The following is a 25,641-nucleotide window of genomic DNA, read 5'->3' on the forward strand; positions in this document are numbered from 1 at the left end:
CGTGTCCCCCTCAGTGCAGTGTGACCGGCATATTGGCCGTTTTGATGTACGCCCGGCACAGCTCATCCATCATGGTTTCCCCCAACAGCGTCAGGCGCGGAGCCACATTCAGAATGTCCGGCAGCACCATGTCTTCCAGCATGCAGCAGGCAGCTTCCATCCCGCTCTCAGGGCCGTGGCGTGTCATAAAATAGACTTCCACGTTTTCGGCTATCACCATTTGCAGCTCATCAATATTCATGGTGAGTGCGACGCCGTAGGACACACAGGTATCCAGATAGGCTTGCGCCACGGCACGGCGATAAAGCGCGGTGCGCACTTCAAGGGGAATACAGGAGGTGTTATTCAGATTCATGATTGCACCCCGCTAGACAGTAATGCACAGCTTTGGGTGACGGCTATCAGGTCTTCATACAGATAATCGACCATTGCGGAGACTTCTTTCACTGGCAACATGCCGGGAAAGGCAGATGAATCAAAATGGTTCGCCAGTAGGGCGGCTAATAATGCGCTGGCATTTTTGGCGCGGGTTAATTTAAAGAAATCATCTTCCGGTATTCCGTAGGCCAGATGATTATTCAAAACCTGAGTTTCAGATAAAGGGCGGCCCTGAGCAGCGTTATGCTCATATTGTTGCATTGTCATAATAGAGTCCGTTTTAGAAAGTGAGAATTCGTTACCGTTATTTATGCCGGTTAGAGAAAGTGTGAATAATGTTCCTCGCTCTTTTCCGCCGGACGGCGTTCTGAATAAGGCTTTTTCGGGTAAATATATTTAACGGACTTGTGCAGCAATAATCCTTTACTGATATTGAGTGTTGTTATCGGGTCACGTTCCGGCGCATCAGCTATTTTGCTGTATACCTTGGCGAACCACGTTAACGGCATGGAGGAATATTGCGTAGTGAGGTCATAGTTAAAAACGACTTCATAACGAAATTCAGGGTTTTGGCGCTGGGTCTGCTCGGAAGCCAGTTTCAGGTTCACGATACGCACCGTCCAGCCCTCTTTGTGGCGATAACATTCGCCGTATTCAGGGAGTTCAGTCATGGGAGCCTGCTCTTACCGGCAAACGACCAGCAAACAGTAAGATATAGTCACCGGCCAACTGGCGGCGGGCGGTAGTCTCATTACAGGCGGTGATCCGCAGCATGAGCGGGCGTATTTTCCGTTGTGTGCGGTTGATTGCCGCAAAGATGTAGGTACACTTTGATGTAGCCATGGCGTTGCTCTCTGTTTCGTTAATGGTTAAGCCTCAATTGGTACTGCGAATACTGATTGAGGCTGCTTTTTTTTTAGGGGACATCATGGTAAGGTGGCCACCTAACGAGTTAACAGTAATCCAATAGGTGGCCACTTGTCAACAGTTACAACGAGAGATAGAAGCCCTAAAGGGGGCGGTCAATCTCCACAGTTCAAAATGCGAATTACGCCTGAGCTTAAAGAACAATTAGAAGCTGAGGCAGGTAAAGATAATGTTAGTCTCGCCAATTGGATAAAAGATCTCGCAAGGCAAGAATTAAAGCGGCGAGGCATCGAACCAAAAGGCTAAATATTATTATTTAGATTTTATTTGTATATTATATTGGCGATCTACTTGGTCGCCTTTATTACATTATTAATGATGTTGTTGTGATTCAATCCATTCCCAAATTTCATCTACTTTCCATGCCGTAATTCTGGTTGATATCTTTACTGGTTTAGGGAATGTACCCGCTGATACCCGTCTCCATAATGTTGCAGGGGAAAACGGTAAGCAGGGCATCAATGCCTTTTGCCGGACAAACCCTGCTGCGGGTAAAGAGCCATGTGTTGTATTTTCATGTCTCATCAATCTTGTAACTCCTTGATGGGTAAGCGATGAGGTGAGATTACCTGACACAATCTTAGTTTTCCATCAAGAATGGAATTCCATTAAATTGATACATTTTCCATTGAAATGTTCACAATTCCATTAAAAAAGCACAAATGGGTTGTTTTTTAATTTATTGAAATATATGAATTAATTATTTTTAGTACGAATTAGTGAGGTGGGATACAAGTGAATATTAGTGAATGGCAACTGATGGCAATTAAAGGCAATTAAAGGCAACTTTATGATGGATTTTTATGTATCAGCCAAACCTTACTAGATGTTTAGCTGATACATAACTAGTTATATATGGCATTTAAGGCCGATTTAAGTTTTGCTCGAAGAGAGGATGCTCGTAGGCCATTGGTTGAGATATCATTTTCTTGAATATACAGATCAATCATTTCTTTGATATGTTCAACGCAAATAACATCTCCTTTCTTAATCCATTTTGCATTGTTTTGCTCATATTTTTCTTTGGCTAATAAAGTTAATGTTATCCCAAGTAATTTATTTACATTAAATAGCTCCTCATCTTTTTTATATGCACCTCTGTTATTTTTTATTATTTGGAGGCCGAGTTTTTCCGCTTCACCACCAATAAAAGAAAGTAACTTATTGTTTTTATTTATTATTGCAATATTTTGCACAGCCATACTGCATCTTTCAATTATAGCCTCAGGGGTTTCATCGGCATCAAGACAATTATATCCAATTGAGAAAATAAGATCTGATGAAATCTTTTCACTGTCATCTACGGGGTGCGGAGAAGCTATATAATCAGTATATTTTGTTATTCTCTCGATGTTATTAGCTTTGAATACTTCCTCTAAGGTTCTTTTAAGTCTCATTTTTATATGAGAAATAACTTCTAGTTTTTCTGTATCTATATCTCTTTTTAATAAGGTCGGAGATAGCCCAACCAAGCACTTAGCTATTTCATCGATAGTGATTGAGGGGAGAGTTGCAACCCTTTCAAACTCATTCATTTTTTGGAAGCTTTTCATTTGCTATCTCGTTCCTCCGATTCTAATTTCACTAATTTATCTGCCCATAAAGTTAAGGCTTTTCTACGTTCGTCCAAATACTGATGTCTATTATAAATCCCTTCCACCCCTTTAATTCTATGATTTAAACATCTTTCTGCAACGATAGGATCAACGCCTAAAGATGCCAGATGAGTCCGGGCTGTTCGTCGGAAGTCATGAACAGTAAAATTCTCTACACCCTGCATCTGTGTTTTTACTTTGGCTAAGGCTACAGGCAACGTGCTCTCTGCTATGTGGGGAATCATGCGGTTTTGCATTTTTCGGGCAGGCAGAACCCACTCACTACTAAATGACATGTCTTTAAGCTGTTGGAACCATGTTATGGCCACTGGAGGGAGTGGAATATCGATAGCGTCGCCGTTCTTGGTGCCAGTTAGGTGCCATATGGCATTTTCTAAATCAATATCTTCCCACCTAGCTGCACATAGCTCCATCTTCCGGCAGCAGAGTAATAAGAGTAATTTCATTGTTAGCTCATTTTGGATACTGAAACCTTTTGCTAGCCTCATTGCAGCAAATAGCTGCTCTAGCTCACCAGTATCTAAATAGCGCTCTCTGGCCTTTTCCTGCCCGCCAGCATCGGATATATCAAAGGCAGTTGTGGGGTTCACTTCAAGGATGTGGCGCTTAATACCATAGTTAAATATTCGTCGCGTCCAGCGTAGTACATCGTTGGCCACTGTTGGTGCACCTCTGGCGAGGATGTTTTGCAGCATATCGTCAATATGGCGGGGTTTTACTTCATCGGCTTTTAAGTGGCCAATGTTCGGATTAATGTCTTTATCAATCCGACGGCGGAGGATATCAGGGTGTTTCCATCGGCCTAATATCTGGCGTTCAAAGTATTCCGTAGCTAAATGAGAAACCAACAACGCATTCTTATCAGACTCGATCTTTGCTAGTGCATCAGCCTTACGCTCTTTCTTTTCTCCAGCCACGTCGTAACCCAAAGAAACACGAGCCGACAGTAACTTAATTGTTTCACGCGCTTTGGCCAGTGATAGCTCGGCATAAGAACCGATCCACATAGCCCGTGCTTTACCTGCGAAACGGTAGCGGAAACGCCATTTAGGTGAGGCGAAACTCTCTCGGTAGCAAAGATATAGTCCATTGCCGTCTGAGCGGCCCTCAAAGCGTTCTCCAGCCTTTAACCATGCTTTAATTTGTAAATCTGTTAACTTTCCCATGTATCCACGCTGAGCCTTTCCTGTGTACCAAATGTAGATGTACCAAAGAGTGAAATGGTACATAGCTTGGTACATGGATTTAGTGAAATTTCATGGAATGATATGTGATGTGTTGAGATAAAGAAAGCCCGTAAGTTACGGGCTTTAAAGGCATTTTGCGACGTACTGAAATGCGGTGAGAAGTTACTCGATGTTCTGAATCTGTTCGCGCATTTGCTCAATAAGCACTTTCAGCTCAATGGCTGAGTTAGTGACCTCGGCATTGATAGATTTTGATGCTAGCGTATTCGACTCGCGGTTGAATTCTTGCATCATAAAATCAAGGCGGCGGCCAACGGCTTCTTTCTTCTTCAAAATATTGTGCGTTTCTTTGACGTGCGCTTCGAGACGATCCAGCTCTTCGGCGACATCGACACGTTGTGCCATCAGCACTAGCTCTTGTTCCAGGCGGGTATTTTCCAGCTGGACCTGCGCTTCTTCCAGTTTGTTTAGCAGCCGCTCACGTTGCCACTGCAAAATGTTGGGCATGTGTGCACGGACTTTAATCACTTCCGCACTCACGCCATCAAGGCGCTGTTCGATCAGTGTTTTTAATGCCGCACCTTCGGTCTCGCGGGAGATGATAAAGTCATCAAGGGTCACATCCAGCGCCTGCATCAGTTCAGTGCTGATGGCATCCAGATCCTGCTCTTCTGCCGACATCACGCCCGGCCAGCGCAAAACATCAAGCGGGTTGACCTCGCCTTCATCACTTTGCATTTTGACCCAGTTCGCCGCTTCAACCAGCTGTTTCGCCAGTTTTTCGTTCAGGATCAGCGAACTTTGTGCCGTGGCGTCCAGTTCAAAGCGCAGGTTGCACTCAATTTTGCCGCGAGTCAGGCGGCTGCGGATACGTTCGCGAATGACCGGTTCCAGGCTGCGGAACTGTTCTGGTAAGCGAATATAAGTTTCTAAATAGCGTTGGTTAACGGAACGCAGCTCCCAAGCTGCGCTGCCCCATTCACCCTTAATGTCACGCCGGGCGTAGGCGGTCATGCTGCGGATCATTGTGCGTACCCGTTTTAATAAAGAAAAGATGCAGGGATTATAGCCTCCGAGGCGCGGGCAGGATAGGCATTACATCACTAAGGCCGTATAATGCGCGACCAATATCGATTTAAAGCCGGAGAAAGCCCATGCGTCCAGCAGACCGAGCAGCACAACAAGTCCGCCCATTAACCCTGACCCGTAATTACACGAAACACGCTGAAGGTTCAGTGTTGGTTGAGTTTGGCGATACCAAAGTATTGTGCACCGCCACGGTTGAAGAGGGTGTCCCGCGCTTTCTAAAAGGGCAGGGCCAGGGCTGGATTACCGCCGAATATGGCATGTTGCCACGCTCCACCCATAGCCGTAATGCCCGCGAAGCTGCGAAAGGCAAGCAAGGCGGCCGTACGTTGGAGATCCAGCGCCTGATCGCCCGCTCTTTGCGTGCGGCAGTGGATCTGAAGAAGTTGGGCGAGTTCACCATTACTTTAGACTGCGATGTTTTGCAGGCTGATGGCGGCACCCGTACAGCTTCAATCAGTGGGGCTTGTGTGGCGCTGGCTGATGCGCTGAATAAGTTGGTTGCCAGCGGCAAATTAAAAGCTAACCCGATGAAAGGGCTGGTTGCTGCGGTTTCTGTCGGTATCGTGAAGGGAGAGGCCCTTTGTGATCTGGAGTATGTAGAGGACTCTGCGGCAGAAACTGATATGAATGTCGTCATGATGGAAGATGGCCGGATGATTGAGGTGCAGGGCACCGCTGAAGGCGAGCCGTTTAGTCACGAAGAGTTATTGGCGTTGCTGGCTTTGGCCCGAGGGGGAATAGAGACTATCTTCCAGGCGCAGAAGGCGGCGTTAGCGCAGTAATTGATTTAGGCGACTCGGTAGTCGCCTTTTTTTTGCCTGCAATTTGAGGCACCTAATGAATAATCTAAGTGATTAACGAAAGCAGTCACAATCTGGAGAGGAGAGGTCCCCATGAAAGCCTATCAGCGCGAGTTTATTGAGTTTGCGCTTAACAAGCAGGTGTTGAAGTTCGGCGAGTTTACCCTGAAGTCTGGGCGAATCAGCCCCTATTTCTTTAATGCAGGGTTGTTTAATACCGGGCTTGATCTGGCAAAACTCGGGCGTTTCTACGCGGCTGCATTAATGGATTGTGGCGTGGAGTTCGATCTTTTATTCGGGCCAGCCTATAAAGGTATTCCGATCGCAACCACCACCGCCGTTGCTTTGGCAGAACATCATGAGCGGGATGTGCCTTACTGCTTTAACCGCAAAGAAGCGAAAAACCACGGTGAAGGCGGCAGTCTGGTGGGCAGCCCGTTACAAGGGCGAGTCATGCTGGTTGATGATGTGATAACCGCCGGTACTGCAATTCGTGAATCAATGGAGATTATTAATGCGCAAGGCGCGACACTGGCAGGTGTGATGATTTCATTGGATCGTCAGGAGCGTGGCCGTGGTGAAATCTCAGCGATTCAAGAAGTTGAGCGTGATTATCATTGCAAAGTGATCTCTATTGTTACCCTGAGTGATGTGGTCAGTTATCTGGAAGAGCAGCCGGAAATGGCTGATCATCTGGCGGCTGTGCATCGCTATCGCGAACAGTATGGCATCACCCTCGGTTGTTAATTACCCGCTGCAATGTCTGAGCATCATGCCGTGCTTTTCCTTTGGGGCTGTGCGGCACGATTTTCGCCTTTTTGATTTTTTGTCTCCCATCCCAAATGCGAGCCACTTCTATTATTGATTGCAGAAATTGTGCAGCAAAACCCTCAGCGTTTTCCCGCTCACCCTGTTAATTGCCGCTTTTTTATTCATTATCACTATTAATCATTCTTAGTTAATTGTCTGGTTGATCTCACTGTATTTCTCTTGTTGCGTTCGCTTGAAGCGTTTCAGTTCTTAATTTCGAGCGAAGGGTGCAATCCAGTGCAACTAATAATTTCCATATTGTTATGGGGGTGTTATTTTCCGCGCAAGCACGGATAAAAAAGAAGTGTCACTCAATCATCACTGAGAACAAAGCTACAGGCTGCCGTGTATTTCTTCAAAAGGACATAGTTATGAAAGCATCAATATTTAAAAGTCTTTATTTTCAGGTGTTAACGGCGATTACACTAGGCGTCTTGTTAGGTCACTTTTACCCTGACCTCGGCGCTCAGATGAAACCATTGGGTGATGGATTTGTTAAACTAATTAAAATGATTATCGCACCCGTGATTTTTTGTACCGTCGTGACGGGCATCGCGGGTATGGAAAGTATGAAGGCCGTTGGCCGTACCGGCGCGATCGCCTTGCTCTATTTTGAGATTGTCAGCACCATTGCGCTACTAATTGGGTTGGTGATTGTGAATGTGGTGCAACCCGGTGCAGGTATGAATATCGACCCGGCGACACTGGATGCCAAAGCGGTTGCACTTTATGCCGAGCAAGCCTCGCAGCAAGGGATTGTGCCGTTCTTACTTGATATCATTCCCGGCAGTGTGGTGGGGGCTTTTGCCAGCGGCAATATTCTGCAAGTGCTGCTGTTTGCTGTGTTATTTGGTTTTGCCCTGCACCGTCTGGGTGAAAAAGGCCAAATCATCTTCAATGTTATTGAGAGTTTCTCCCGCGTTATCTTCGGTATTATCAATATGATCATGCGCTTAGCACCAATCGGGGCTTTCGGTGCCATGGCCTTTACTATCGGTAAATATGGCGTGGGCAGCCTGGTGCAACTGGGTCAGTTGATCATCTGCTTCTACGCCACCTGTATCCTGTTTGTGGTGGTCGTGCTTGGCTCGATTGCAAAATTCAACGGCTTCAATATCTTCAAGTTTATCCGCTATATCAAAGAAGAGTTGCTGATCGTGTTGGGGACTTCATCATCTGAATCCGTGTTACCGCGGATGCTGGATAAGATGGAAAAGGCGGGCTGTAAGAAGTCCGTGGTCGGTTTGGTTATCCCGACCGGCTACTCTTTTAACCTTGATGGCACCTCTATTTACCTGACTATGGCGGCGGTATTTATCGCGCAAGCCACGAACACCCATATGGATGTGATTCATCAGGTAACATTATTAGTGGTGCTGCTGCTCTCTTCGAAAGGGGCGGCAGGGGTGACCGGCAGTGGCTTTATTGTGTTAGCCGCCACCATTTCTGCGGTAGGGCACTTGCCTCTGGCTGGGTTGGCACTGATTCTGGGTATCGACCGCTTTATGTCAGAAGCCCGTGCGCTGACTAACTTGGTGGGTAATGGTGTTGCAACCATCGTGGTTGCCAAATGGTGCAACCAGCTGGATAACGATCAGTTGCAAGCCGTGCTATCCAATAAAACTCCCCCGAATAGTGAGATGAAGGGCACTGTCTCTTCTTCTTAATCGGCGGGTAATCGAGTTTCAGATAATTCACATAAAAACCGCCAGTGGCTCGCTGTCACTGGCGGTACTTCCGTAAAATGAGTCCCCCATCCCTGTTTTCTGGTATTAATTACTCTTTAGAGACTATTTTTTACTCTGATGAGTGACATCCGCAAAAGCACGCGGTCTAACAGAATGGTACACTCCCACCTCCAGTTTTCACGGTGGCGATGACCGTTGATTTTTAGCCCAAAAATGCCGGCATAGCGACCTGTTTTTGCAAGCTGGATGGTTTATGCATCTCTTTATAGCTGCGATATATGGCGTTGGTCGCTGATATGCTAAGCATTGGCCGTTCACGTGAAACAGTGACTTACGTAAAATTGTATTGTTTATACCCAAGGTAATTGGCGTTGCAGGTAGGCCGTCAGCGATGCACTGACCCATGTCAAGGAGGGCCGCTAACACTACTGTGGCTTCGAGTAAGAAGGGTTAAAATTGGATAGATTATTAAGTAGGGGTTCACATGCAGGGCACCAGAATTCGTCTCATAGTTGGTGGATTATTGTTGGCCGCCGCCAGCAGTAATGTGCAGGCTGAAGCACTACAACCCGATCCTGCCTGGCAGCAGGGGAAGCTAGAAAACGGGTTTTCATGGCAGCTGTTGGCAACGCCACAGCGCCCAAGCGATCGGATCGAGTTACGTCTGGTCGTCAATACTGGCTCATTATCAGAAAGTGCGCAGCAAGTTGGCTTTGCCCATCTGTTGCCACGTCTGGCATTAATGAGCAGCGTGAGCTTTACGCCCGCCCAACTTCAGTCGTTGTGGCAGCAAGGGGTCGATAACGAGCGCCCGTTGCCACCGGCCATTACATCTTATGATTTCACCTTATATAGCCTTAGCCTACCCAATAACCGCCCTGACCTGATGAAGGAAGCGCTGGCCTGGTTATCTGATACCAGTGGCAAACTGGCTGTAAATGAGCAAACCGTTAATGCCGCACTCAATAGCGCGAGCGATCCGATTGCCACTTTCCCGCAAAATATTCAGGAACCTTGGTGGCGTTATCGGCTGAAAGGCTCTTCGTTGATTGGGCATGATCCGGGTCAGCCCGTGGTGCAACCGGTCGATGTCGAGAAGCTAAAACAGTTTTATCAGCAGTGGTATACCCCGGACGCCATGACGCTATACGTGGTGGGGAATGTGGATAGCCGCAGTATCGCCGCCCAAATCAGCAAAACCTTCTCGGAGCTGAAAGGGAAGCGCACGACACCCGCGCCAGTGGCAATGTTAGCGCCACTGCCGCCAGAACCTGTGAGCTTGATGGGTGAACAGGCAACGCAAGATACCTTATCACTGATGTGGGATACCCCATGGCACCCGATTCAGGACTCCGTCGCATTGAGCCGCTACTGGCGCAGCGATTTGGCGCGTGAGGCGTTGTTCTGGCACATCCAACAAGTATTGAATAAGAGCGATCAGAAGAACCTGAAGCTGGGCTTTGATTGTCGGGTGCAGTATCAGCGCGCTCAATGTGCTATTCACTTGAATACGCCGACCGAGAATCTGACGCCGGGTATGAGTTTTGTTGCCCGCGAACTGGCTGGATTACGCACCAATGGCCTGAGTCAGGCGGAGTTTGATGCATTGATGGCGCAGAAAAATGATCAGCTCAGCAAGCTGTTTGCCACCTATGCCCGAACCGATACCGACATTCTGATGAGCCAACGGCTGCGTTCACAACAGAGTGGCGTGGTTGATATCGCGCCAGAGCAGTATCAGAAGCTTCGGCAGGCATTCTTGTCGGGCTTGACTCTGGCAGCACTTAATCAGGAGTTGAAGCAGCAGCTATCGCAAGATACCACGCTGATTCTGACGCAACCGAAAGGCGAGCCGGAAGTGAATGTGAAGGGGTTGCAGGAGGCGTATAACGCGATTATGACGCCGCATACCGTGGTGCCTGAGGATGCCGTGCCGGTGGTGAGTGCCGCGGAGACGGCACCGCCGACACCCACTACGGCACAGTAATTAAGTCGCCCGGACGCGGTATGCTCCGGGTTGATTGATGGCTATTGCTGAACGAAGGGGAAGCGTGCCGTTGGGGTCGTAGCGGTGTAAACCGCCGGAGTGCCCCGAGGTGCGTTAGCCCCCTCGAACTTGATGCTGAGCTAATCAGACCGCCGGCATGGCCGCCAATGGGATGATGGCACCACGATATTGAATTACTGTGCTGGCGGTTAAATGGCCACGCACTGCTGCGTCGTGGGCGCTGCCACCAGTCAGGCGAACAGCCAGATAACCGGCACTGAAGGAGTCCCCGGCTGCCGTCGTATCGACGATTCTCTCTTTCGGCAGTTTGACCGCAGGAACATCATATTGCTGAGCTTCAAAGCCCTCTTTGACCCAAACGATGCAAGAATCCGCGCCCCGCTTGATAATAATCTCACTCACGCCTAATGCTTGAGTGCGATCTATCACCTGCTCCAATGGCTTCTCGCCCCACAGCATATCTTCATCATCCAGTGTCAGGAAGGCGATATCAGTACAAGCCAGCATGTCGCGATAGGCTTCCTGTGTCTCCTCCTTGCTCTGCCACAGACGTGGGCGGTAGTTGTTATCAAAGATAACTTTGCCACCATTAGCACGGCAGGCGCGCAGCAACGTTAGTAAACGCTGACGTGAAGCGCTGTCCAGGATAGCCAGACTGATACCGCTGAGATACAGATAATCAAATTTTTCCAGACGTTGACAGATGTCGTCTGCCGCCGGGCTGGTCAGCCAGAAGCGGGCGGCGGCATCATTTCGCCAGTAATAGAAGGTGCGCTCACCGGTGCTGTCGGTTTCGATGAAATAGAGCCCCGGTAACTTATTATCCATACGCTGAATAAGGTCGGTGTGGATCTTCTCCTGCTGCCAGGCGGTCAGCATCTCTTGGCTGAAGCTGTCAGTGCCCAGTGCGGTCACGTAATGCACATTCAGGGCCTGCTCAGAAACCTGACGTGCAACATACACCGCTGTATTCAGCGTATCACCGCCAAAGCCCCGGCTAAGGTCGGAACCTTTTTGTGATAGTTCAATCATGCATTCGCCGATAACGGCAATATTTTTGCTGGTCATGGAAAGCTGGCCTATTCCTGAATGTGTGTCAGTGATGGGAGTGGTTTAGGCTAGTCTCACTGCTGGCTTAGTCAGAGTCAATAGTATTAAAACGACGTTTTAAATTTTTTATGATGTAGGTTGGGAAACTGACAAGTTTCCCACTGTTCCAAACCGAATTATGACGATTTTCGTAGGTCGGTGACACTCTGACCACCAATGCCCCAGTTATCGGTCTCCACTTCATCAATCACCACCACGGTTGTCGCTGGGTTTTTGCCCAAAGTATCGACTAACAGTTGCGTGACGCCCGCGATCAGCTGTTTTTTTTGTTCCGCCGTCGCCCCTTCGCGGGTAATTTTAATATTTACATAAGGCATATTCATCTCCATTAAGAGTAATGGCATTATTGAGTTAAGTAATATAGATGGCTTAAATGTGTCGCGCCAGCTCATCCGCCTGGGGTCATAATCTATCTGGAAATAAGAATCTGTCATGCCGCAATATAAAGTTATGGTCACACGAGTCGATAACATCTCCAGAAGGAATCACCTTTACCACCGGATGTCTTCGGACTGGCAGCAATACACACTGCCATTACTGTCTGATGTCCCGAAACATGGCGATTAAACTGATGATGACTAATAAAGTATCAGGTTTACTTGCGCCATCCTTTGCTGCCATTGATCGTAATAAAGGACAGAGCTTCTGGCGGCAATGTCAGCGTCGGTACACTTTTCAACCTATCTATCGCACATCCGGGGCGTTGCTGGCGATTGAGTTGCTCACGGCTGTTTTTCACCCTTCATCACCAGACACCCGTCTGAACCCTGAAGATTACTTCAGTTCCATCAGTATCCGCGACCGTTTGGATGTGGTGCTGGAGCAACTGAACATGATTAAGCAGTGGCACGCGATATTCGTTCATCACTCGGTGCTGGTTTCGATCAATATTGATGGTCAGGCGCTGATGGCAATGCAGGATGACCGGCAAGCCAAGGTGCTCATCGACGCTATGCCCTACATTCGCTTTGAATTGCTTGAGCATGTTGATACCTCCCTTGATACTCCCTTTGCGCGCATTGCTGAAGCAGACCGACTGTGGTTGGATGATTTTGGTAGTGGGCTGGCGAATTTCACTTCATTCATTAGTTGGCGCTATGAATACATCAAAGTTGCCAGAGATCTGTTTATCGTGTTGCAAGAGAGTGATGCCGGGAACCAACTGTTCTTCACGCTGGTCACCTTAATGGACCGCTACAGCAAAGGAGTTATTGTCGAAGGCGTCGAAACCTCACAGGAGTGGGCCATGGTGCAACGCTCTGACGCGGCAGCGGCGCAAGGTTATTATCTCTCCCGTCCAACCTCATTTGATCGATTGCAGGCGCTACCTATGCTGTTTTGTGGCTAATACTTTCTGAACAATATCCTATTGTTTCACCACGATTAGGTTCCCCGTGTTGCCTTCCTTCGCGTCACCGCTTTGGGCTGTCCAAATAATGGACTCTACCCCATCATCGACTATGGTTAGTGTAGTCTTCTGAATCCGCATTATTAATCGTTTAACGATTTCCTGACTGATTTTTCGACTAAAATACCGCAAATCGACGTGCGTTCGAGCACCTCCTGGCGATGGATTTAGCGTTATTTATCAGATTATTGGCATGGAGCTATTATGACCAAAACCGGAAAAGTGCTCACAGGCGTTAGTGGCCTGATTCTGCTGCTATTGGCAGCAACGATTGTGCTTATTATGACCTTCGACTGGAACCGCCTCAAGCCGACGATTAACGAAAAAGTCTCTGCCGAGTTGCAACGGCCTTTTGCTATCCGAGGCAATTTGGCTGTCGATTGGTCACGAAAAAGCGATGAGCCGGGTTGGCGCGGTTGGGTCCCCTGGCCGAATATCCATGCTGAAGATCTGGTTCTGGGCAACCCGCCGGAACTGGTCAGTGATAAAACGGCAGACGATAAAATCGCTTCCACGGCCTTTCCTGCTGGCGAGATGGTCACCCTAAAACGGGTCGATGCCAGTATCGCCCCCTTAGCCTTACTGGCGAAAGAGGTCTGGATACCCCGCATCTGGCTGACACAGCCGGATGCCAATCTACTACGGCTGGCGAATGGTAAGAATAACTGGACATTCAATCTGGCCAATAGCCCGAAGGAGGGTGAGCAGCCCTCCTCTTGGTCGGTCAATATCGACGATATCGTCTTTGATCGTGGCGAGATAAGTCTAAACGATGCCATGCTGAAAGCAGATCTACATGCCGTGATTGATCCTCTGGGAAAGCCCTTGCCCTTTGCTGAGGTGACGGGGGCAAGCACTGAGAAAAAGGGTCAATCGCCTGCGGATAGTGCACAAAGCAACACGGCAGATTATGTTTTTGGCTGGAAGATTGACGGCAAGTATCAGGGGCAGTCACTGACTGGCAGCGGTAAGATGGGTGGCATGTTGTCGATGAGTGATGCGAGTCGGCCATTCCCATTGCAGGCTGATCTGCGCTCTGGATCTACTCGCGTGGCGGTGGCGGGCACCTTAACTGACCCCGGTAATCTGGCGGGGCTGGATCTGCAATTGAAATTCTCAGGCGCCAGTCTGGACAACCTCTACCCGCTGATCGGCGTGCTACTGCCCGCCACTCCGCCTTACAACACCGATGGCCGCTTAGTGGCGAGTCTCAAGCAAGCCGATGGCGCGGTTTATCGCTATGAAAACTTTAACGGTAAAATTGGCGACAGTGATATTCACGGTAATCTGACCTATACCGCCAGTCAGCCACGGCCAAAATTAACCGGCAACATGTCGTCAGAAAAATTGCGCTTTGCTGATTTAGCGCCATTGATTGGGGCGGATTCCAATCAGGAAAAAGCCAAGCGTGGCGAGCGAAACCGGCAACCCGCGAATAAGGTCTTGCCGACTGAACAGTTTGATACCAAAAGCTGGGGGGTGATGGATGCCAATGTTACCTATGCCGCGAAACGTATCGAACGCGATAAATCATTACCCCTAAATGATCTGTCGACCCACGTGGAGCTGAATAATGGCGAGTTATTGCTTGATCCACTGCGTTTCGGCATGGCGGGAGGAAACCTGAATGCCACATTACGGCTGAATGGCAATAAAGATCCCATGCAGGGCAAAGTGGATTTACATGCCCGTCGGCTGCAATTGAAGGCGCTATTACCACAGGTAAAAGCAATGCGTAATAGCTTGGGGCAATTGAATGGCGATGCATCCTTTACTGCGACCGGCAACTCGGTGGCCGCGCTACTGGCAACCAGTAATGGCAGTTTGCGCTTGCTGTTGAATCAAGGGCTGATCAGCCGCAGCTTGATGGAGTTGCTTGGCCTGAATGTGGGTAACTATCTGGTGGCGAAGTTGTTTGGTGACGATGAGGTGAAGATTAACTGCGCGGTGGCTGATATTCAGCTGCGCAATGGGTTAGCCACCCCACGCCTGTTTGTGGTTGATACCGAAAACGCAATGATCAGCATTACCGGTAATATTAACTTCGCGACCGAACGGCTGGATCTAACCATCAATCCAGAAAGCAAAGGGCTACGTATTCTGACCCTACGCTCCCCGCTCTATGTGAAAGGCACATTTAAGCAGCCGGACGCGGGCGTAAAAGCTGGGCCATTAATCGCCCGAGGTGCTATTGCCGCCGTGTTAGGGGTGGCGCTAACCCCTGCCGCCGCATTGCTGGCGCTGATCTCCCCCAGTGAAGCAGAGGCTAATCAGTGCACGCCATTGCTGCAAAAAATAAAGCAGAAAAAGTAGTCAGTTAGTGTATTGGTGGTGGGGGGAGCAGTTGGCACTGGTGATCCTGCAACTCCTCCACTGATGCACGATGCAACTTTGTCAGGTCCGCTTGACTGGCTAACAGCAAAAACTCCCCGTTTGGCAATGCGGTCATGGCTAAACCATAACTGCCCATATGACTTTTTGCCCCGGCAACTTCATCGGCGAGTAGGCGAAATGCGCCGAGATGCTGTAATTCAGTATCTGTGGTGCGCCGCGCCAGATAATCATGCCCTAGCAGCCCGCCGGGTAAGGGCTGCCATTGTGGGCTGAAATCAGCCTCATGTGCGGCCAGCGCCGCTTTTACCTGAGGTTTCAGGCAAGAGATATGAATATGTAATTGATTTTGAGAGCGACCATATTTTGAATTAATGGTGAGCGAGATATTCGCATCATCAATGGGTGCGCCATATTTATCGGCCATAAAGTGGCGGGCTTGCCAGGCATCAACAAAATAGTTCGGGCTGTTGGCGGCTAATATTTGCGGGCTTTCTATGCCGCTGATTTTCGCTGTAGGCATGAGTAAATATTGCAATGGCCCGTGTATATCCTTATACACCACAAACCCGCCCTGCGTATTGACCTCAATACAGGGCTGCGGGTCTTGATTGGCTTCCATATTGGGCACACATTGTTGGCTAACAATTTTCCACAATGCGTCGGCATGGCTGGAGCGTGATTGCCACGCCACGATCACCGCGATTACCACCAGCAGCCCCAATATTATCCATCTAAACCCAGCTTTTTTTATATAGCGTGACATCTGTGATCCTTCACTTCCGATGATGGAGCATCAGTGTAATGACAAATCAGCAGTCAGGGCAAACCCCCATAACCCTTATTTATCATTATGGGGTGTTCACCTGATTCGGATGCAGATAGATTTGGCGGGTTACCCTGTTTTTCCGCCTGGATTTTGCGGTAAGGTTTCGTCCTCCGCATAGTGGGCGGTGGCTATCCAGGCGGCGCAGAAGAGGGTCAGGCGAGCGAAGAAGTAGAAAAAGGCCATCAAACCAATCACCGAACCAAAGGCCGCGCCGGAAGGCGAACTGGCAAGGCGTGGCAGCATCATGGTCATGACAAACTTGATGATCTCAAAGCCGATGGCGGCAATTAGGGTGCCGCGTAGCAGGGCTTTTTTCTTCGGCTTATGCCGTGGCAGAATCCAAAATATCCACAAAAATAGCAGATAGTTAGCCGCGATAGAGATCGACATTGCAATCAGTGTCATGGCGGGCCGCAGCCACTCAATTCCCCCCAGACCTAAGGCGTTGACGATGGCAGACTGCGCCGCGCCGGCGATCGAGGTCAGTGACAGAGTGATAATTAGCGCGACAACTAACCCGATGAGCGAGATAAAATCACGGGCATAGCGGTAGTAGAACTTCTCCTGATCCTGCGGATTGCGCTCCCACACATCCCGTGACTGGGCACGAATGGCTTCGCGCAGATTACCCATCCAGCTAATACCGGAGTAAAGGGCAATCGCTAAACCGGTCAGCCCAACAGTCGTGCGCTGCTGAATGGCGGTATTCACAGTATTTTTAAGTGTGGCGGCTAATGCTGGGTCGCTGATGGTATTAACAATTTTGTTAATTAATTCAGCTAATAAGTCCGGATTTGAGGCCAGAACAAAACCGACGGCGGCAAAAGAGACCATCAAAATAGGGATCAGCGATAAAAATGAAAAATAGGTAATGGCTGCCCCGAACTGGCTGCCCAAGCGGTCATTAAAACGATCTGTGGCGCGGATAATATGGGCGATTGGCGGATAAGCTTTCACTCGGTTACTCATTCGCGTCATCGAGGAGATAGCTCTCTTTCCGGTTTCAATCCCCGTTGCCAGTGGCGCTGAGCTGTTTTTCGGTGCGTTCGGCATAATTCTCCTTAATTGCATTAATTCATGCCTTATGCAGATGATTCTTCTACAAAATGTGACATAAAATCGCGAGTAATCTGTTGATAATAGCAGAGTCGATGGCTATCACAACAGTCGTGGGTAAGTTCTAACGACAGTAATAGTAAGATTAACCCTCAATTTCCCGATTAAAAATAGCCTTAACGTCTTGATTAAGATCTGAATTTATATTTTGTAGGAAGTGTCCTACGGATCAAGTTATGCGGTCTTATGTTCAATGTATTTTTGTCGGCCTATATTAGGTGATGGTTAAATTTAATTACTATTCAATAATTAAATTTGGCAGGAAATAAAAATAAACAAAATAATAATTTAATTTTCTTGTTTTTTTTCAAGATTCCAGGTGATTCATATGCTAATAAATAAAATAGCGCCATCAGCTCGTTTTCGTAAAACGTTATTGGCCGGTCTGTTGTTCTCTTTTTTTACCCCTCTCTATAGCTGGGCAGCACAGACTATTAGTGTCACCGATGGTAGCTCCGTTTCTATCTCTGGCGATTACGGTACAGATAGCGGCTACCAACCGACTGTGGTGGTGAAAGGCCATGGCAGCACGGTTAGTGGAGATTCCGACCTCAGCATTCATACCACTGGGCTGATGGGTAATGGTGTTGAAGTATCTAATGGCGGCGCACTCAATTTGAGTGGGTCCATCATCAAGACCGAAGGCGAGGTTGCCTATGGTATCCGTAATAATAGCGGTACGGTGAATTTGCAGGGTGGGACAATAATTACCTCAGGTTCAAGCGGTAATGGTATTTACACCTCTGGTGCAGGAAATCGTGCTGATATTAATGGCACAGTGTTTAATATTCTAGGCGGGCTTGCTAACGCGGTGTCCGGTTATGATGGCAGCGAATTAACGGTGAATAATTCAACGATAAATATCAGTGGTGGGTATGGTATTTATTTGAGCGGTTCCGGGAGTTCATTAACTGGCGAAAATAACGTCATTAATAATACTAGCTCTTATAGCGGCACGGGTATTTATATTACTAATGGCAGTTTAAATTCCACATTGAATAACACGACACTTAATATGACCAATGCTTATGCGGGGGTCGGTGTGGATAAAGATTCGGCCATTACGCTGAATGGTCTGACCGCCACGGGCAATATCAATAACGTATTCGATATCAATGGCAGCGCCAATATCAGCAACGCCAATATTGATTTAGCGTCTGGCTCGGTATTGCGGGCCATGGGCAATAGCCTGACCAACAAGGCCGTCATCGTGTTAAATAACGTCAATGCCCTCTCTCGTAGTGGCAATTCCGCGTTGGTTAACGTGAATATGAACGCCGATGTCACCATTAATGGCGGCTCTTACCACTCCCAAGGCACATATGCCATGGGGATTTGGGTGCCGGATAACAGCTCGTCGGTGAGAGTCAATAACGCCACGGTGATGACCGATGGGAACAATGCGATCGCCATCGAGAACCGGGGAACGGCGATTGTTGACCATACCACGGTGAAAACTACCGGGGATAACTCGCACGGTATTTACTCTCAATCAATTTTTAATGCCACCAATATGGCTATTTCTACAGCGGGTGTTGGCAGTGTGGGTGCTACCGCGGCCAGAGGTGGCAACCTGAATCTTGATGGGGCGACTATTGAGACTACCGGTGCTTCCGGTATGGTGCTGGGCACTTTCATTGGCTCATCAATCAGTGCGAAAAATGTGGCCGGCACCTCTACTGGTGCCAGCGCCTATGCGCTGTGGACGCAAACCAGCAGCTCTATTTTGCTGCAAGACAGCCGCATCATCACAACCGGTATGAATGCTGGCGCTATTTACGCCGCAGGCGCTGACACCATTTATAGCCAGGTGACGTTGGATAACACTCAGATTATCAGTCAACAGGGGGCGGGTGTTCGAGCTTATGGCGCCAATATAAATATTGATGTGAAAAATGGTTCGCAGCTCAGTGGTGGCAACGGCTTACTGGTAAATGCCAGTACTAATGTTGGCACTACTTCCGCGCCACTGGATATTATCAGTAACGTCAATTTGAGTGCCGACAACCACTCTATTCTGGTGGGTGATATTCAGGCCGATGCCAATAACAGTGTCAGTCTGGCGCTGAAAAACAGCTCGGTCTGGACTGGTGCTGCGCGTAATGCCCAAAATATCGATATCGACAGCAGCAGTATCTGGAACTTGACCAACAATACAGATGTCGGCTCACTGAACGTGCTGGGTCAGATAAACTTTATTCCAGCGGTCAGTAGTCTCCCTGGTACTAGTATTCCGGGCGGCAATTTCAGGACCTTAACGGTGAATGGCGACTTAACCGGCAACGGCAGTTTTGTCTTTAATGCGCAATTAGACGATGACAATTCACCGGCTGATAGGTTGCATGTGACGGGCAGTGCGACGGGTGAACACTACGTGAAAGTGGTGAATCAAGGCGGGCTGGGTGCATTAACCACGGGTTCAGGGATCAATCTGATTAGGGTTGATGGCGATGCCCTCTACAGCCAGTTTTTGATGAGTGACATGGTTACCGCTGGTGCCTACCAGTATTACTTATATCAGGTTGATGGGCATAACTGGAATTTGCAATCCTATCTGGCTCCGGTTGGCCCCACCGATCCGGGTAAACCGACAGTTGTTGACCCAAACCGCCCTAATCGCCCGGTGATCGCTTATCGAGATGAAGTGCCGGGCTACATTGCTGCGCCTTGGCTCAATGCCTTTTACGGCTTCAGCACACTGGGCCGCTTACACGAGCGCCGTGGTTCGGCCGCTGGGGCTAGCAACGGCTTTAATCAAGACTCTTGGGGTCGGATCAGCGGGCAGCGAAATACCTTCGAAGCAGGGCGTTTTAGTTATGACTCCGATATCTGGTTCGCTCAGTTGGGCCATGATTTTTATCAGGGCGAAAATGCGGCCGGAACGCAGGCCACGGCGGGGGGGATGATAACACTCGGTAAGCAGGAGACTGATACGCAGGATAAGGCGCGCGCGGTGCGTGCGGGTTTATCAATCAATACCGGCAAAATCAAAACTGATGCCTATGGTTTGGGTGGTTATTACACGTTGATGACACGGCAGGGGGGATATATCGATCTCGTCGGTCAGGGGACGCTATACCGCAACAGCTATCAAAGCCAGCATGATGCCAGACAGAATGGTTATGGTGTGGCGATGTCAGCCGAAGTTGGTCAAGCATACCCTGTTGTTGGTAACTGGAAAGTGGAACCCCAGGGGCAGTTGCAATATCAATATCTGAATTTGGATAGCTTTACTGATGACATTTCTGGGGTCAATGGCACCTCCTATTCTGTCGGGCAAGCCCGCGCGGGTGTACGAGTATTCAGTGAGGCGACTAAACAGCAGACGATTAAGCCCTACTTATCTACGGATGTGATCTATCAGCTCGGTGATAACCCAGAAGTGACCATTGATACCGCGAGCCTCCGCCCTGAATTCAGTAAAACCTATTGGCAAGGTGGCGCGGGTATTAATGCTAAAGTGAATAACAACGTTGATATCTATGCGGATGTTAAATACCAAAGAGCTTTTGATGGCAAGATGGACGGTTACGCCGGTAACTTGGGTATTAACGTCAGTTTCTAAGTGATAAGAGTGAGTTAGCTATTGATTTTCAGGCCACTGTCACGCGGTGGCCTTCGCGCTTTAAGACAATAAAAAAGGCTACAAACCTTGGGTTTATAGCCTTTAACGATCTTTTGTCAGTCTGCTTAGCGCATTGTGACAAACTCTTCGGCGGCCGTTGGGTGGATGGCGACAGTGTTGTCGAAATCTTTCTTGGTTGCGCCCATCTTCACTGCCACGGCAAAGCCTTGCAGGATCTCATCCATACCGAAGCCGATACCATGGATGCCGACAATCTTCTCTTGCGCACCAACGCAGACTAACTTCATCCGGCAGGGTTGGCGGTGCTGAGTGACAGCGCTGTACATCGCGGTGAATGACGATGTGTACACTTTCACTTGGTCGTCGCCAAACTTCTCGCGCGCTTGTGGTTCAGTCAGACCAATAGTGCCGATAGGGGGGTGGCTGAATACCACAGTCGGGATATTGCTGTAATCCAGATGCTCATCCGGCTTGTTATTGAACAGGCGCTCAGACAGACGGCGGCCCGCCGCCACGGCCACCGGTGTCAGTTCAACCGCCCCGGTATTATCACCGACGGCATAGACCCCTGGGACGTTAGTATTTTGGAACTTATCAACCTCAATGTAGCCTTTTTCATTGGTTTTGACGCCGCTGGCGGCCAGATTCAGGTTGTCGGTTGCAGGTTCACGGCCAATCGCCCAAATCAGGTGATCAACAGTCACCGCAGTGCCGTTTTCCAGTTGTAGTGTCAGGCTGCCATCTGCATTTTTGATAACCGCTTTTGGCACCGCTTCGGTATGGAGCTTCGGCCCTTCGCTGTTCATCACTTCCAGCAGGGTTTCCACAATCAGCGGATCAAAAGTCCGCAGTGGCGCATGTTTGCGCACAAACAGATGCGTCTCTGTACCTAACCCATTGAGCACGCCCGCGATCTCTACCGCGATATAGCCCGCGCCTACCACGGCAACGCGTTTTGGCATTTCGTCCAATTCAAAGAAACCATCGGAATCAATACCGTATTCAGCGCCTGGAATATCTGGGTGACTCGGGCGACCACCGGTGGCGATCAGAATGTGGTCAGCGGTGATTTTCTCACCGTTAACTTCCACGGTATGTGCATCAACAAAACGCGCATACCCATGAATCACATCAACTTTATTATTACCTAAACCACGCTCATAAGATTGATGGATACGATCGATGTAAGCAGTACGATTGGCAATCAGCTTTTTCCAATCGAAATGATTCACTGTGGTGTCGAAACCGTAGTCTGGGCCATACAAATGAATCGCTTCCGCAATTTGCGCGGCATGCCACATCACTTTTTTCGGCACACAACCGACATTCACACAGGTGCCACCGAGCTGTTTAGCTTCGATCAGCGCACATTTTTTGCCGTACATGGCAGCCCGGTTGATCGACGCGATCCCGCCACTGCCACCGCCAATTGCTAGATAGTCGTAATGTTTGGTCATCAGGGTCGTTTCCAAGTCGTTTAAAAATGGCCTAAGAGTTTAACCTTTGCCAGCGTTTTGTCGCAAAGGTTGGATCAATGGCTCCGATAGGCAATTGGTATTATTCCGGCACTACCCATTTCACCAGCGTATGACCATGGCCTGATGGCACGAGTGCTTTGTGCAGCCATGGCAACAGTGTGTTCATTTGTTGTTCCAGTTTCCACGGTGGATTAATCACAATCATGCCAGAAGCCGTCATGCCGTGCTGGTCGCTGTCTGGGCGAACTGCCAGTTCAATTTGCAAGATACGGCGGATACCCGTGGCTTCCAGATCCCGTAACATGCGCTTGATTTGCTGACGTAAAACCACCGGATACCATAATGCATAGGTGCCGGTTGCAAAGCGCTTATAACCTTCCTGAATGCCTTTCACCACGTCCTGATAATCGGTTTTCATTTCATAGGGTGGGTCAATCAGAATGAAACCACGGCGAGATGCGGGAGGGAGCTGTGACTTAAGCTGTTGATAACCATCAGCTCGCTGGACTTTAGCCCGCTCATCTTTGGCGAATTCATTGCGCAGCAGCGGGTAATCGCTAGGGTGCAGTTCGGTCAGATGGATTTTGTCATCTTCACGCAATAAATGACGCGCGATCAACGGCGAACCAGGGTAGTAACGCAACTTCTCGGCACGGTTAAAGTAGTGGATAGCACTCATGTATGGGGCTAAATCGTCAGGTAAATCATCGCGTTGCCACAGTTTCCCGATACCTTCAAGGTATTCACCTGTGCGCTCGGCATGTTCGCCACTTAACTGGTAGCGACCGGCACCGGCGTGGGTATCCAGATACAGGAAGGGTTTCTCTTTCTCTTTCAGCGACTCAATAATCAAGCTCTGAACAGTGTGTTTAAGGACGTCGGCATGGTTGCCGGCGTGAAAACTATGGCGATAACTTAACATTTTATATTAACCAATTGATATTTATGATGAATATTTGTTTCATCGAAAATATATGCTGTACATTGTGGCAGTGCTTTTTGCGGCTTATCTTTGTGGATGCAACAAAACATCGCAGTCAGAAAACGCAGCCAGCACATTATGGCAACTAGTATAAACTGTCTGGTGGATAAAAAGTGAAATCAAAAGGATTAAGGTCGCCTGCCATTGATTTTCATGCCGGCAGACCTCATGTTAATTATTCATTCATCACTTATTCTCCGCCGCTGGACAGGTTCTGGCGCTGGAATTCAAAATCATAATCAGGACTGCCCTATGACAAATCCGCTGTTGACCCCGTTCTCCCTGCCGCCATTTTCTGCTATTCGCCCTGAAGATATCGTGCCTGCGGTAAAATCCGCGCTGGATGAATGCCGTCAAGCGGTGGAGCGGGTCGTTGCCCAGCCGGGGCCTTTCACCTGGGATAATCTGTGCCAACCGCTAGCTGAATCGGATGACCGCTTATCACGTATTTGGTCACCGGTCGGGCATTTAAACTCGGTGAAGAACAGCCCGGAATTACGCACCGCTTACGAGCAAAGCCTGCCATTGCTGTCGGAATATGGCACCTGGGTCGGGCAGCACAAGGGCTTGTATCAGGCCTATGTCAGCTTAAAAGAGGGGCCGGGTTTTGCGGCATTGACCGCCCCACAGCGCAAAGCGGTAGAAAATGCTCTGCGTGATTTCCAGTTATCCGGTATTGGTCTGGCGCCTGAGCAGCAAAAACGCTATGGCGAAATCGTGGCCCGCCTGTCAGAACTGGGTTCGACTTACAGCAATAACGTGCTTGATGCCACTATGGGCTGGAGCAAGTTGATTACTGATGTCGAACAGCTAAAAGGGCTGCCGGAAAGCGCATTGGCGGCAGCTAAAGCCATGGCGGAAGCCAAAGAGCAAGATGGCTGGCTGCTGACACTGGATATGCCAAGTTACCTGCCCGTGCTGACCTATGCTGATAGCGCCGAATTGCGCGAAGAGATGTACCGCGCCTTTGCGACCCGCGCTTCTGATCAGGGGCCGAATGCGGGCAAGTGGGATAACAGCGAAATCATGGCTGAGATCCTCACGTTACGTCATGAACTGGCGCAGTTACTGGGCTTTAACAGCTATGCGGATAAGTCGCTGGCGACCAAGATGGCTGAAAGCCCACAGCAGGTGTTGGGCTTCTTAAATGATCTGGCCAAACGCGCGCGTCCACAGGCGGAACAGGAGCTGGCGCAGCTACGTGCATTTGCGGAAAAACATTATGGTGTCAATGAATTAGCCGCTTGGGACATCACCTACTACTCCGAGAAACAGAAGCAGCACCTGTTCTCTATCAGTGATGAACAGTTGCGCCCCTACTTCCCTGAACAGCGTGTCGTCGAAGGGCTGTTTGAAGTGGTGAAACGCATTTACGGTATCACCGCCAAAGAGCGCCACGATGTGGATACCTGGCATCCGGATGTGCGTTTCTTCGAACTTTATGATGCCAGTGGTGAACTGCGCGGCAGCTTCTACCTTGACCTGTATGCCCGTGAACATAAGCGCGGCGGGGCCTGGATGGATGATTGTGTCGGCAGCCTGCGCTTGGCGAACGGCCAACTGCAAAAACCGGTGGCATACCTCACTTGCAACTTTAACGGCCCAGTTGGCGGCAAACCTGCACTATTTACCCATAACGAAGTGACCACTTTGTTCCATGAATTCGGCCATGGTTTGCATCATATGCTGACCAAAATTGATACTGCGGGCGTCTCAGGTATTAATGGTGTGCCGTGGGATGCGGTCGAATTGCCGAGTCAGTTTATGGAAAACTGGTGCTGGGAGCCGGAGGCGCTGGCGTTTATTTCCGGCCATTACCAAACCAATGAGCCGCTACCGCAAGAGATGCTGGATAAGCTGCTGGCGGCGAAAAACTATCAGGCCGCGCTGTTTATTTTGCGCCAACTGGAGTTCGGGCTGTTTGATTTCCGTATGCATTATGAGTTCGATCCGCTGACCGGTGCGCAGATCCTGCCGATCCTGTATGAGGTGAAAAAACAGGTTGCAGTGGTTCCGTCACCGACATGGGGCCGCTTCCCACATGCCTTTAGCCATATCTTTGCCGGTGGTTATGCGGCGGGTTACTACAGTTATCTGTGGGCGGAAGTGCTCTCTGCTGATGCCTTCTCGCGCTTTGAGGAGGAGGGGATTTTCAATGCGGCAACCGGTCAATCCTTCCTCGACAATATTCTGTCCCGTGGCGGTTCAGAAGAGCCAATGACGTTGTTTAAGCGCTTCCGTGGTCGTGAGCCGCAGTTGGATGCTATGCTGCGCCATTACGGTATTAAGGGCTAGAAT

At 49.2% G+C, this 25,641-nt stretch carries 23 protein-coding genes; 9 read left to right on the forward strand and 14 right to left on the reverse strand.

Annotated features, from left to right (window positions below; all coding sequences use genetic code 11):
- Window positions 1-10: 10 nt before the first annotated feature.
- Genes AACW11_RS19790 through AACW11_RS19805 form a run of 4 tightly spaced genes read right to left on the reverse strand, consistent with a single transcriptional unit; the run spans window position 11 to window position 1,221 of the window.
- On the reverse strand, window positions 11-355 hold the full coding sequence (locus tag AACW11_RS19790) for a DUF5375 family protein (protein ID WP_025380027.1): 345 nt from the start codon (window positions 353-355) through the stop codon (window positions 11-13).
- Window positions 352-645: a hypothetical protein gene (locus AACW11_RS19795; protein WP_025380026.1), complete on the reverse strand. Its 294-nt coding sequence runs from the start codon at window positions 643-645 to the stop codon at window positions 352-354. Before AACW11_RS19795 ends, AACW11_RS19790 begins: the two co-directional genes overlap by 4 nt.
- A gap of 50 nt (window positions 646-695) precedes the next feature.
- The gene (locus AACW11_RS19800) at window positions 696-1,049 is read right to left on the reverse strand and encodes a hypothetical protein (protein WP_212585282.1); all 354 of its coding nucleotides are present in this window, start codon (window positions 1,047-1,049) and stop codon (window positions 696-698) included.
- On the reverse strand, window positions 1,042-1,221 hold the full coding sequence (locus AACW11_RS19805; protein WP_049610073.1) for a host cell division inhibitor Icd-like protein: 180 nt from the start codon (window positions 1,219-1,221) through the stop codon (window positions 1,042-1,044). Before AACW11_RS19805 ends, AACW11_RS19800 begins: the two co-directional genes overlap by 8 nt.
- A gap of 135 nt (window positions 1,222-1,356) precedes the next feature.
- Here AACW11_RS19805 and AACW11_RS19810 point away from each other — a divergent pair, with 135 nt between their 5' ends.
- Entirely contained in the window at window positions 1,357-1,551 is a 195-nt protein-coding gene (locus AACW11_RS19810) for a toxin-antitoxin system HicB family antitoxin (RefSeq protein WP_025380023.1), read from the forward strand.
- Between the two features lie 66 nt (window positions 1,552-1,617).
- Here the strand turns inward: AACW11_RS19810 and AACW11_RS19815 are convergent, their stop codons facing one another.
- The 4 genes from AACW11_RS19815 to AACW11_RS19830 form a co-directional block, all read right to left on the reverse strand.
- Complete coding sequence (locus AACW11_RS19815) at window positions 1,618-1,830, reverse strand: helix-turn-helix transcriptional regulator (RefSeq protein WP_050879328.1); 213 nt, start codon at window positions 1,828-1,830, stop codon at window positions 1,618-1,620.
- A gap of 320 nt (window positions 1,831-2,150) precedes the next feature.
- Entirely contained in the window at window positions 2,151-2,858 is a 708-nt protein-coding gene (locus tag AACW11_RS19820) for a hypothetical protein (protein ID WP_049610086.1), read from the reverse strand.
- Window positions 2,855-4,087 (reverse strand): tyrosine-type recombinase/integrase, encoded by a 1,233-nt coding sequence (locus AACW11_RS19825; protein ID WP_049610195.1) that lies wholly within the window; start codon window positions 4,085-4,087, stop codon window positions 2,855-2,857. The genes AACW11_RS19820 and AACW11_RS19825 overlap by 4 nt, the downstream gene beginning before the upstream one ends.
- 183 nt (window positions 4,088-4,270) lie before the next feature.
- On the reverse strand, window positions 4,271-5,134 hold the full coding sequence (locus tag AACW11_RS19830; RefSeq protein ID WP_212585283.1) for a YicC/YloC family endoribonuclease: 864 nt from the start codon (window positions 5,132-5,134) through the stop codon (window positions 4,271-4,273).
- A gap of 128 nt (window positions 5,135-5,262) precedes the next feature.
- Here AACW11_RS19830 and rph point away from each other — a divergent pair, with 128 nt between their 5' ends.
- The 4 genes from rph to AACW11_RS19850 all read left to right on the forward strand — a co-directional run bounded on the left by rph (window position 5,263) and on the right by AACW11_RS19850 (window position 10,482).
- On the forward strand, window positions 5,263-5,979 hold the full coding sequence (gene rph, locus AACW11_RS19835) for a ribonuclease PH (RefSeq protein ID WP_004705100.1): 717 nt from the start codon (window positions 5,263-5,265) through the stop codon (window positions 5,977-5,979).
- Between the two features lie 111 nt (window positions 5,980-6,090).
- Entirely contained in the window at window positions 6,091-6,744 is a 654-nt protein-coding gene (pyrE, locus tag AACW11_RS19840; RefSeq protein WP_212585284.1) for an orotate phosphoribosyltransferase, read from the forward strand.
- A gap of 434 nt (window positions 6,745-7,178) precedes the next feature.
- On the forward strand, window positions 7,179-8,474 hold the full coding sequence (locus tag AACW11_RS19845; protein WP_212585285.1) for a dicarboxylate/amino acid:cation symporter: 1,296 nt from the start codon (window positions 7,179-7,181) through the stop codon (window positions 8,472-8,474).
- A 505-nt stretch (window positions 8,475-8,979) separates the two neighbouring features.
- Window positions 8,980-10,482: a M16 family metallopeptidase gene (locus AACW11_RS19850; protein WP_212585286.1), complete on the forward strand. Its 1,503-nt coding sequence runs from the start codon at window positions 8,980-8,982 to the stop codon at window positions 10,480-10,482.
- A 144-nt stretch (window positions 10,483-10,626) separates the two neighbouring features.
- Here AACW11_RS19850 and AACW11_RS19855 read toward each other — a convergent pair whose 3' ends face one another.
- Together AACW11_RS19855 and AACW11_RS19860 are read right to left on the reverse strand one after the other, a co-directional pair.
- Window positions 10,627-11,571, reverse strand: a complete 945-nt coding sequence (locus tag AACW11_RS19855; protein WP_212585287.1) for a sugar kinase — start codon at window positions 11,569-11,571, stop codon at window positions 10,627-10,629.
- Between the two features lie 158 nt (window positions 11,572-11,729).
- Window positions 11,730-11,930 (reverse strand): 2-hydroxymuconate tautomerase family protein, encoded by a 201-nt coding sequence (locus tag AACW11_RS19860; protein WP_032897557.1) that lies wholly within the window; start codon window positions 11,928-11,930, stop codon window positions 11,730-11,732.
- A 239-nt stretch (window positions 11,931-12,169) separates the two neighbouring features.
- On the opposite strand from AACW11_RS19860, the gene pdeH reads away from it, so the two are divergent.
- Together pdeH and AACW11_RS19870 are read left to right on the forward strand one after the other, a co-directional pair.
- A complete protein-coding gene (pdeH, locus tag AACW11_RS19865) occupies window positions 12,170-12,961 on the forward strand; it encodes a cyclic-guanylate-specific phosphodiesterase (RefSeq protein WP_212585288.1) in 792 nt (263 codons plus the stop codon).
- A 264-nt stretch (window positions 12,962-13,225) separates the two neighbouring features.
- Window positions 13,226-15,334: an AsmA family protein gene (locus tag AACW11_RS19870; RefSeq protein WP_212585289.1), complete on the forward strand. Its 2,109-nt coding sequence runs from the start codon at window positions 13,226-13,228 to the stop codon at window positions 15,332-15,334.
- A 4-nt stretch (window positions 15,335-15,338) separates the two neighbouring features.
- On the opposite strand, the gene AACW11_RS19875 is transcribed toward AACW11_RS19870, so the two are convergent.
- Window positions 15,339-16,118 carry a CDP-diacylglycerol diphosphatase gene (locus AACW11_RS19875; protein ID WP_212585290.1) on the reverse strand — a complete coding sequence of 260 codons (780 nt, stop codon included), beginning with the start codon at window positions 16,116-16,118 and terminating at the stop codon, window positions 15,339-15,341.
- 129 nt (window positions 16,119-16,247) lie between these two features.
- Window positions 16,248-17,234, reverse strand: a complete 987-nt coding sequence (gene yhjD, locus AACW11_RS19880; RefSeq protein WP_212585291.1) for an inner membrane protein YhjD — start codon at window positions 17,232-17,234, stop codon at window positions 16,248-16,250.
- A 391-nt stretch (window positions 17,235-17,625) separates the two neighbouring features.
- Between yhjD and AACW11_RS19885 the strand changes: the two genes are divergently transcribed.
- Window positions 17,626-20,862 (forward strand): autotransporter outer membrane beta-barrel domain-containing protein, encoded by a 3,237-nt coding sequence (locus AACW11_RS19885; protein ID WP_212585292.1) that lies wholly within the window; start codon window positions 17,626-17,628, stop codon window positions 20,860-20,862.
- A gap of 125 nt (window positions 20,863-20,987) precedes the next feature.
- Here AACW11_RS19885 and gorA read toward each other — a convergent pair whose 3' ends face one another.
- Both gorA and AACW11_RS19895 read right to left on the reverse strand, forming a co-directional pair.
- Window positions 20,988-22,340, reverse strand: coding sequence for a glutathione-disulfide reductase (gorA, locus tag AACW11_RS19890; protein ID WP_212585293.1), 1,353 nt, complete (start codon window positions 22,338-22,340; stop codon window positions 20,988-20,990).
- Window positions 22,341-22,440: 100 nt separating this feature from the next.
- Window positions 22,441-23,283 (reverse strand): 23S rRNA (adenine(2030)-N(6))-methyltransferase RlmJ, encoded by an 843-nt coding sequence (locus AACW11_RS19895; protein WP_032897562.1) that lies wholly within the window; start codon window positions 23,281-23,283, stop codon window positions 22,441-22,443.
- A gap of 312 nt (window positions 23,284-23,595) precedes the next feature.
- On the opposite strand from AACW11_RS19895, the gene prlC reads away from it, so the two are divergent.
- Complete coding sequence (prlC, locus tag AACW11_RS19900; RefSeq protein WP_212585294.1) at window positions 23,596-25,638, forward strand: oligopeptidase A; 2,043 nt, start codon at window positions 23,596-23,598, stop codon at window positions 25,636-25,638.
- Window positions 25,639-25,641: the final 3 nt, after the last annotated feature.

Source organism: Yersinia sp. Marseille-Q3913 (genome assembly GCF_963892745.1).
GTDB classification, from domain to species: Bacteria; Pseudomonadota; Gammaproteobacteria; order Enterobacterales; family Enterobacteriaceae; genus Yersinia; species Yersinia bercovieri.

Bases quoted from the DNA above. Each gene is read 5' to 3' on its own strand.
- AACW11_RS19850 (WP_212585286.1), top strand. From the start codon at position 8,980: ATGCAGGGCACCAGAATTCGTCTCATAGTTGGTGGATTATTGTTGGCC.
- AACW11_RS19855 (WP_212585287.1), bottom strand. From the start codon at position 11,571: ATGACCAGCAAAAATATTGCCGTTATCGGCGAATGCATGATTGAACTA.
- yhjD (WP_212585291.1), bottom strand. From the start codon at position 17,234: ATGCCGAACGCACCGAAAAACAGCTCAGCGCCACTGGCAACGGGGATT.
- AACW11_RS19820 (WP_049610086.1), bottom strand. From the start codon at position 2,858: ATGAAAAGCTTCCAAAAAATGAATGAGTTTGAAAGGGTTGCAACTCTC.
- AACW11_RS19870 (WP_212585289.1), top strand. From the start codon at position 13,226: ATGACCAAAACCGGAAAAGTGCTCACAGGCGTTAGTGGCCTGATTCTG.
- AACW11_RS19795 (WP_025380026.1), bottom strand. From the start codon at position 645: ATGACAATGCAACAATATGAGCATAACGCTGCTCAGGGCCGCCCTTTA.
- AACW11_RS19875 (WP_212585290.1), bottom strand. From the start codon at position 16,118: ATGTCACGCTATATAAAAAAAGCTGGGTTTAGATGGATAATATTGGGG.
- pdeH (WP_212585288.1), top strand. From the start codon at position 12,170: ATGGCGATTAAACTGATGATGACTAATAAAGTATCAGGTTTACTTGCG.
- pyrE (WP_212585284.1), top strand. From the start codon at position 6,091: ATGAAAGCCTATCAGCGCGAGTTTATTGAGTTTGCGCTTAACAAGCAG.
- AACW11_RS19885 (WP_212585292.1), top strand. From the start codon at position 17,626: ATGCTAATAAATAAAATAGCGCCATCAGCTCGTTTTCGTAAAACGTTA.
- AACW11_RS19845 (WP_212585285.1), top strand. From the start codon at position 7,179: ATGAAAGCATCAATATTTAAAAGTCTTTATTTTCAGGTGTTAACGGCG.
- AACW11_RS19860 (WP_032897557.1), bottom strand. From the start codon at position 11,930: ATGCCTTATGTAAATATTAAAATTACCCGCGAAGGGGCGACGGCGGAA.
- AACW11_RS19790 (WP_025380027.1), bottom strand. From the start codon at position 355: ATGAATCTGAATAACACCTCCTGTATTCCCCTTGAAGTGCGCACCGCG.
- AACW11_RS19830 (WP_212585283.1), bottom strand. From the start codon at position 5,134: ATGATCCGCAGCATGACCGCCTACGCCCGGCGTGACATTAAGGGTGAA.
- AACW11_RS19815 (WP_050879328.1), bottom strand. From the start codon at position 1,830: ATGAGACATGAAAATACAACACATGGCTCTTTACCCGCAGCAGGGTTT.
- gorA (WP_212585293.1), bottom strand. From the start codon at position 22,340: ATGACCAAACATTACGACTATCTAGCAATTGGCGGTGGCAGTGGCGGG.
- AACW11_RS19825 (WP_049610195.1), bottom strand. From the start codon at position 4,087: ATGGGAAAGTTAACAGATTTACAAATTAAAGCATGGTTAAAGGCTGGA.
- rph (WP_004705100.1), top strand. From the start codon at position 5,263: ATGCGTCCAGCAGACCGAGCAGCACAACAAGTCCGCCCATTAACCCTG.
- AACW11_RS19805 (WP_049610073.1), bottom strand. From the start codon at position 1,221: ATGGCTACATCAAAGTGTACCTACATCTTTGCGGCAATCAACCGCACA.
- AACW11_RS19895 (WP_032897562.1), bottom strand. From the start codon at position 23,283: ATGTTAAGTTATCGCCATAGTTTTCACGCCGGCAACCATGCCGACGTC.
- AACW11_RS19800 (WP_212585282.1), bottom strand. From the start codon at position 1,049: ATGACTGAACTCCCTGAATACGGCGAATGTTATCGCCACAAAGAGGGC.
- prlC (WP_212585294.1), top strand. From the start codon at position 23,596: ATGACAAATCCGCTGTTGACCCCGTTCTCCCTGCCGCCATTTTCTGCT.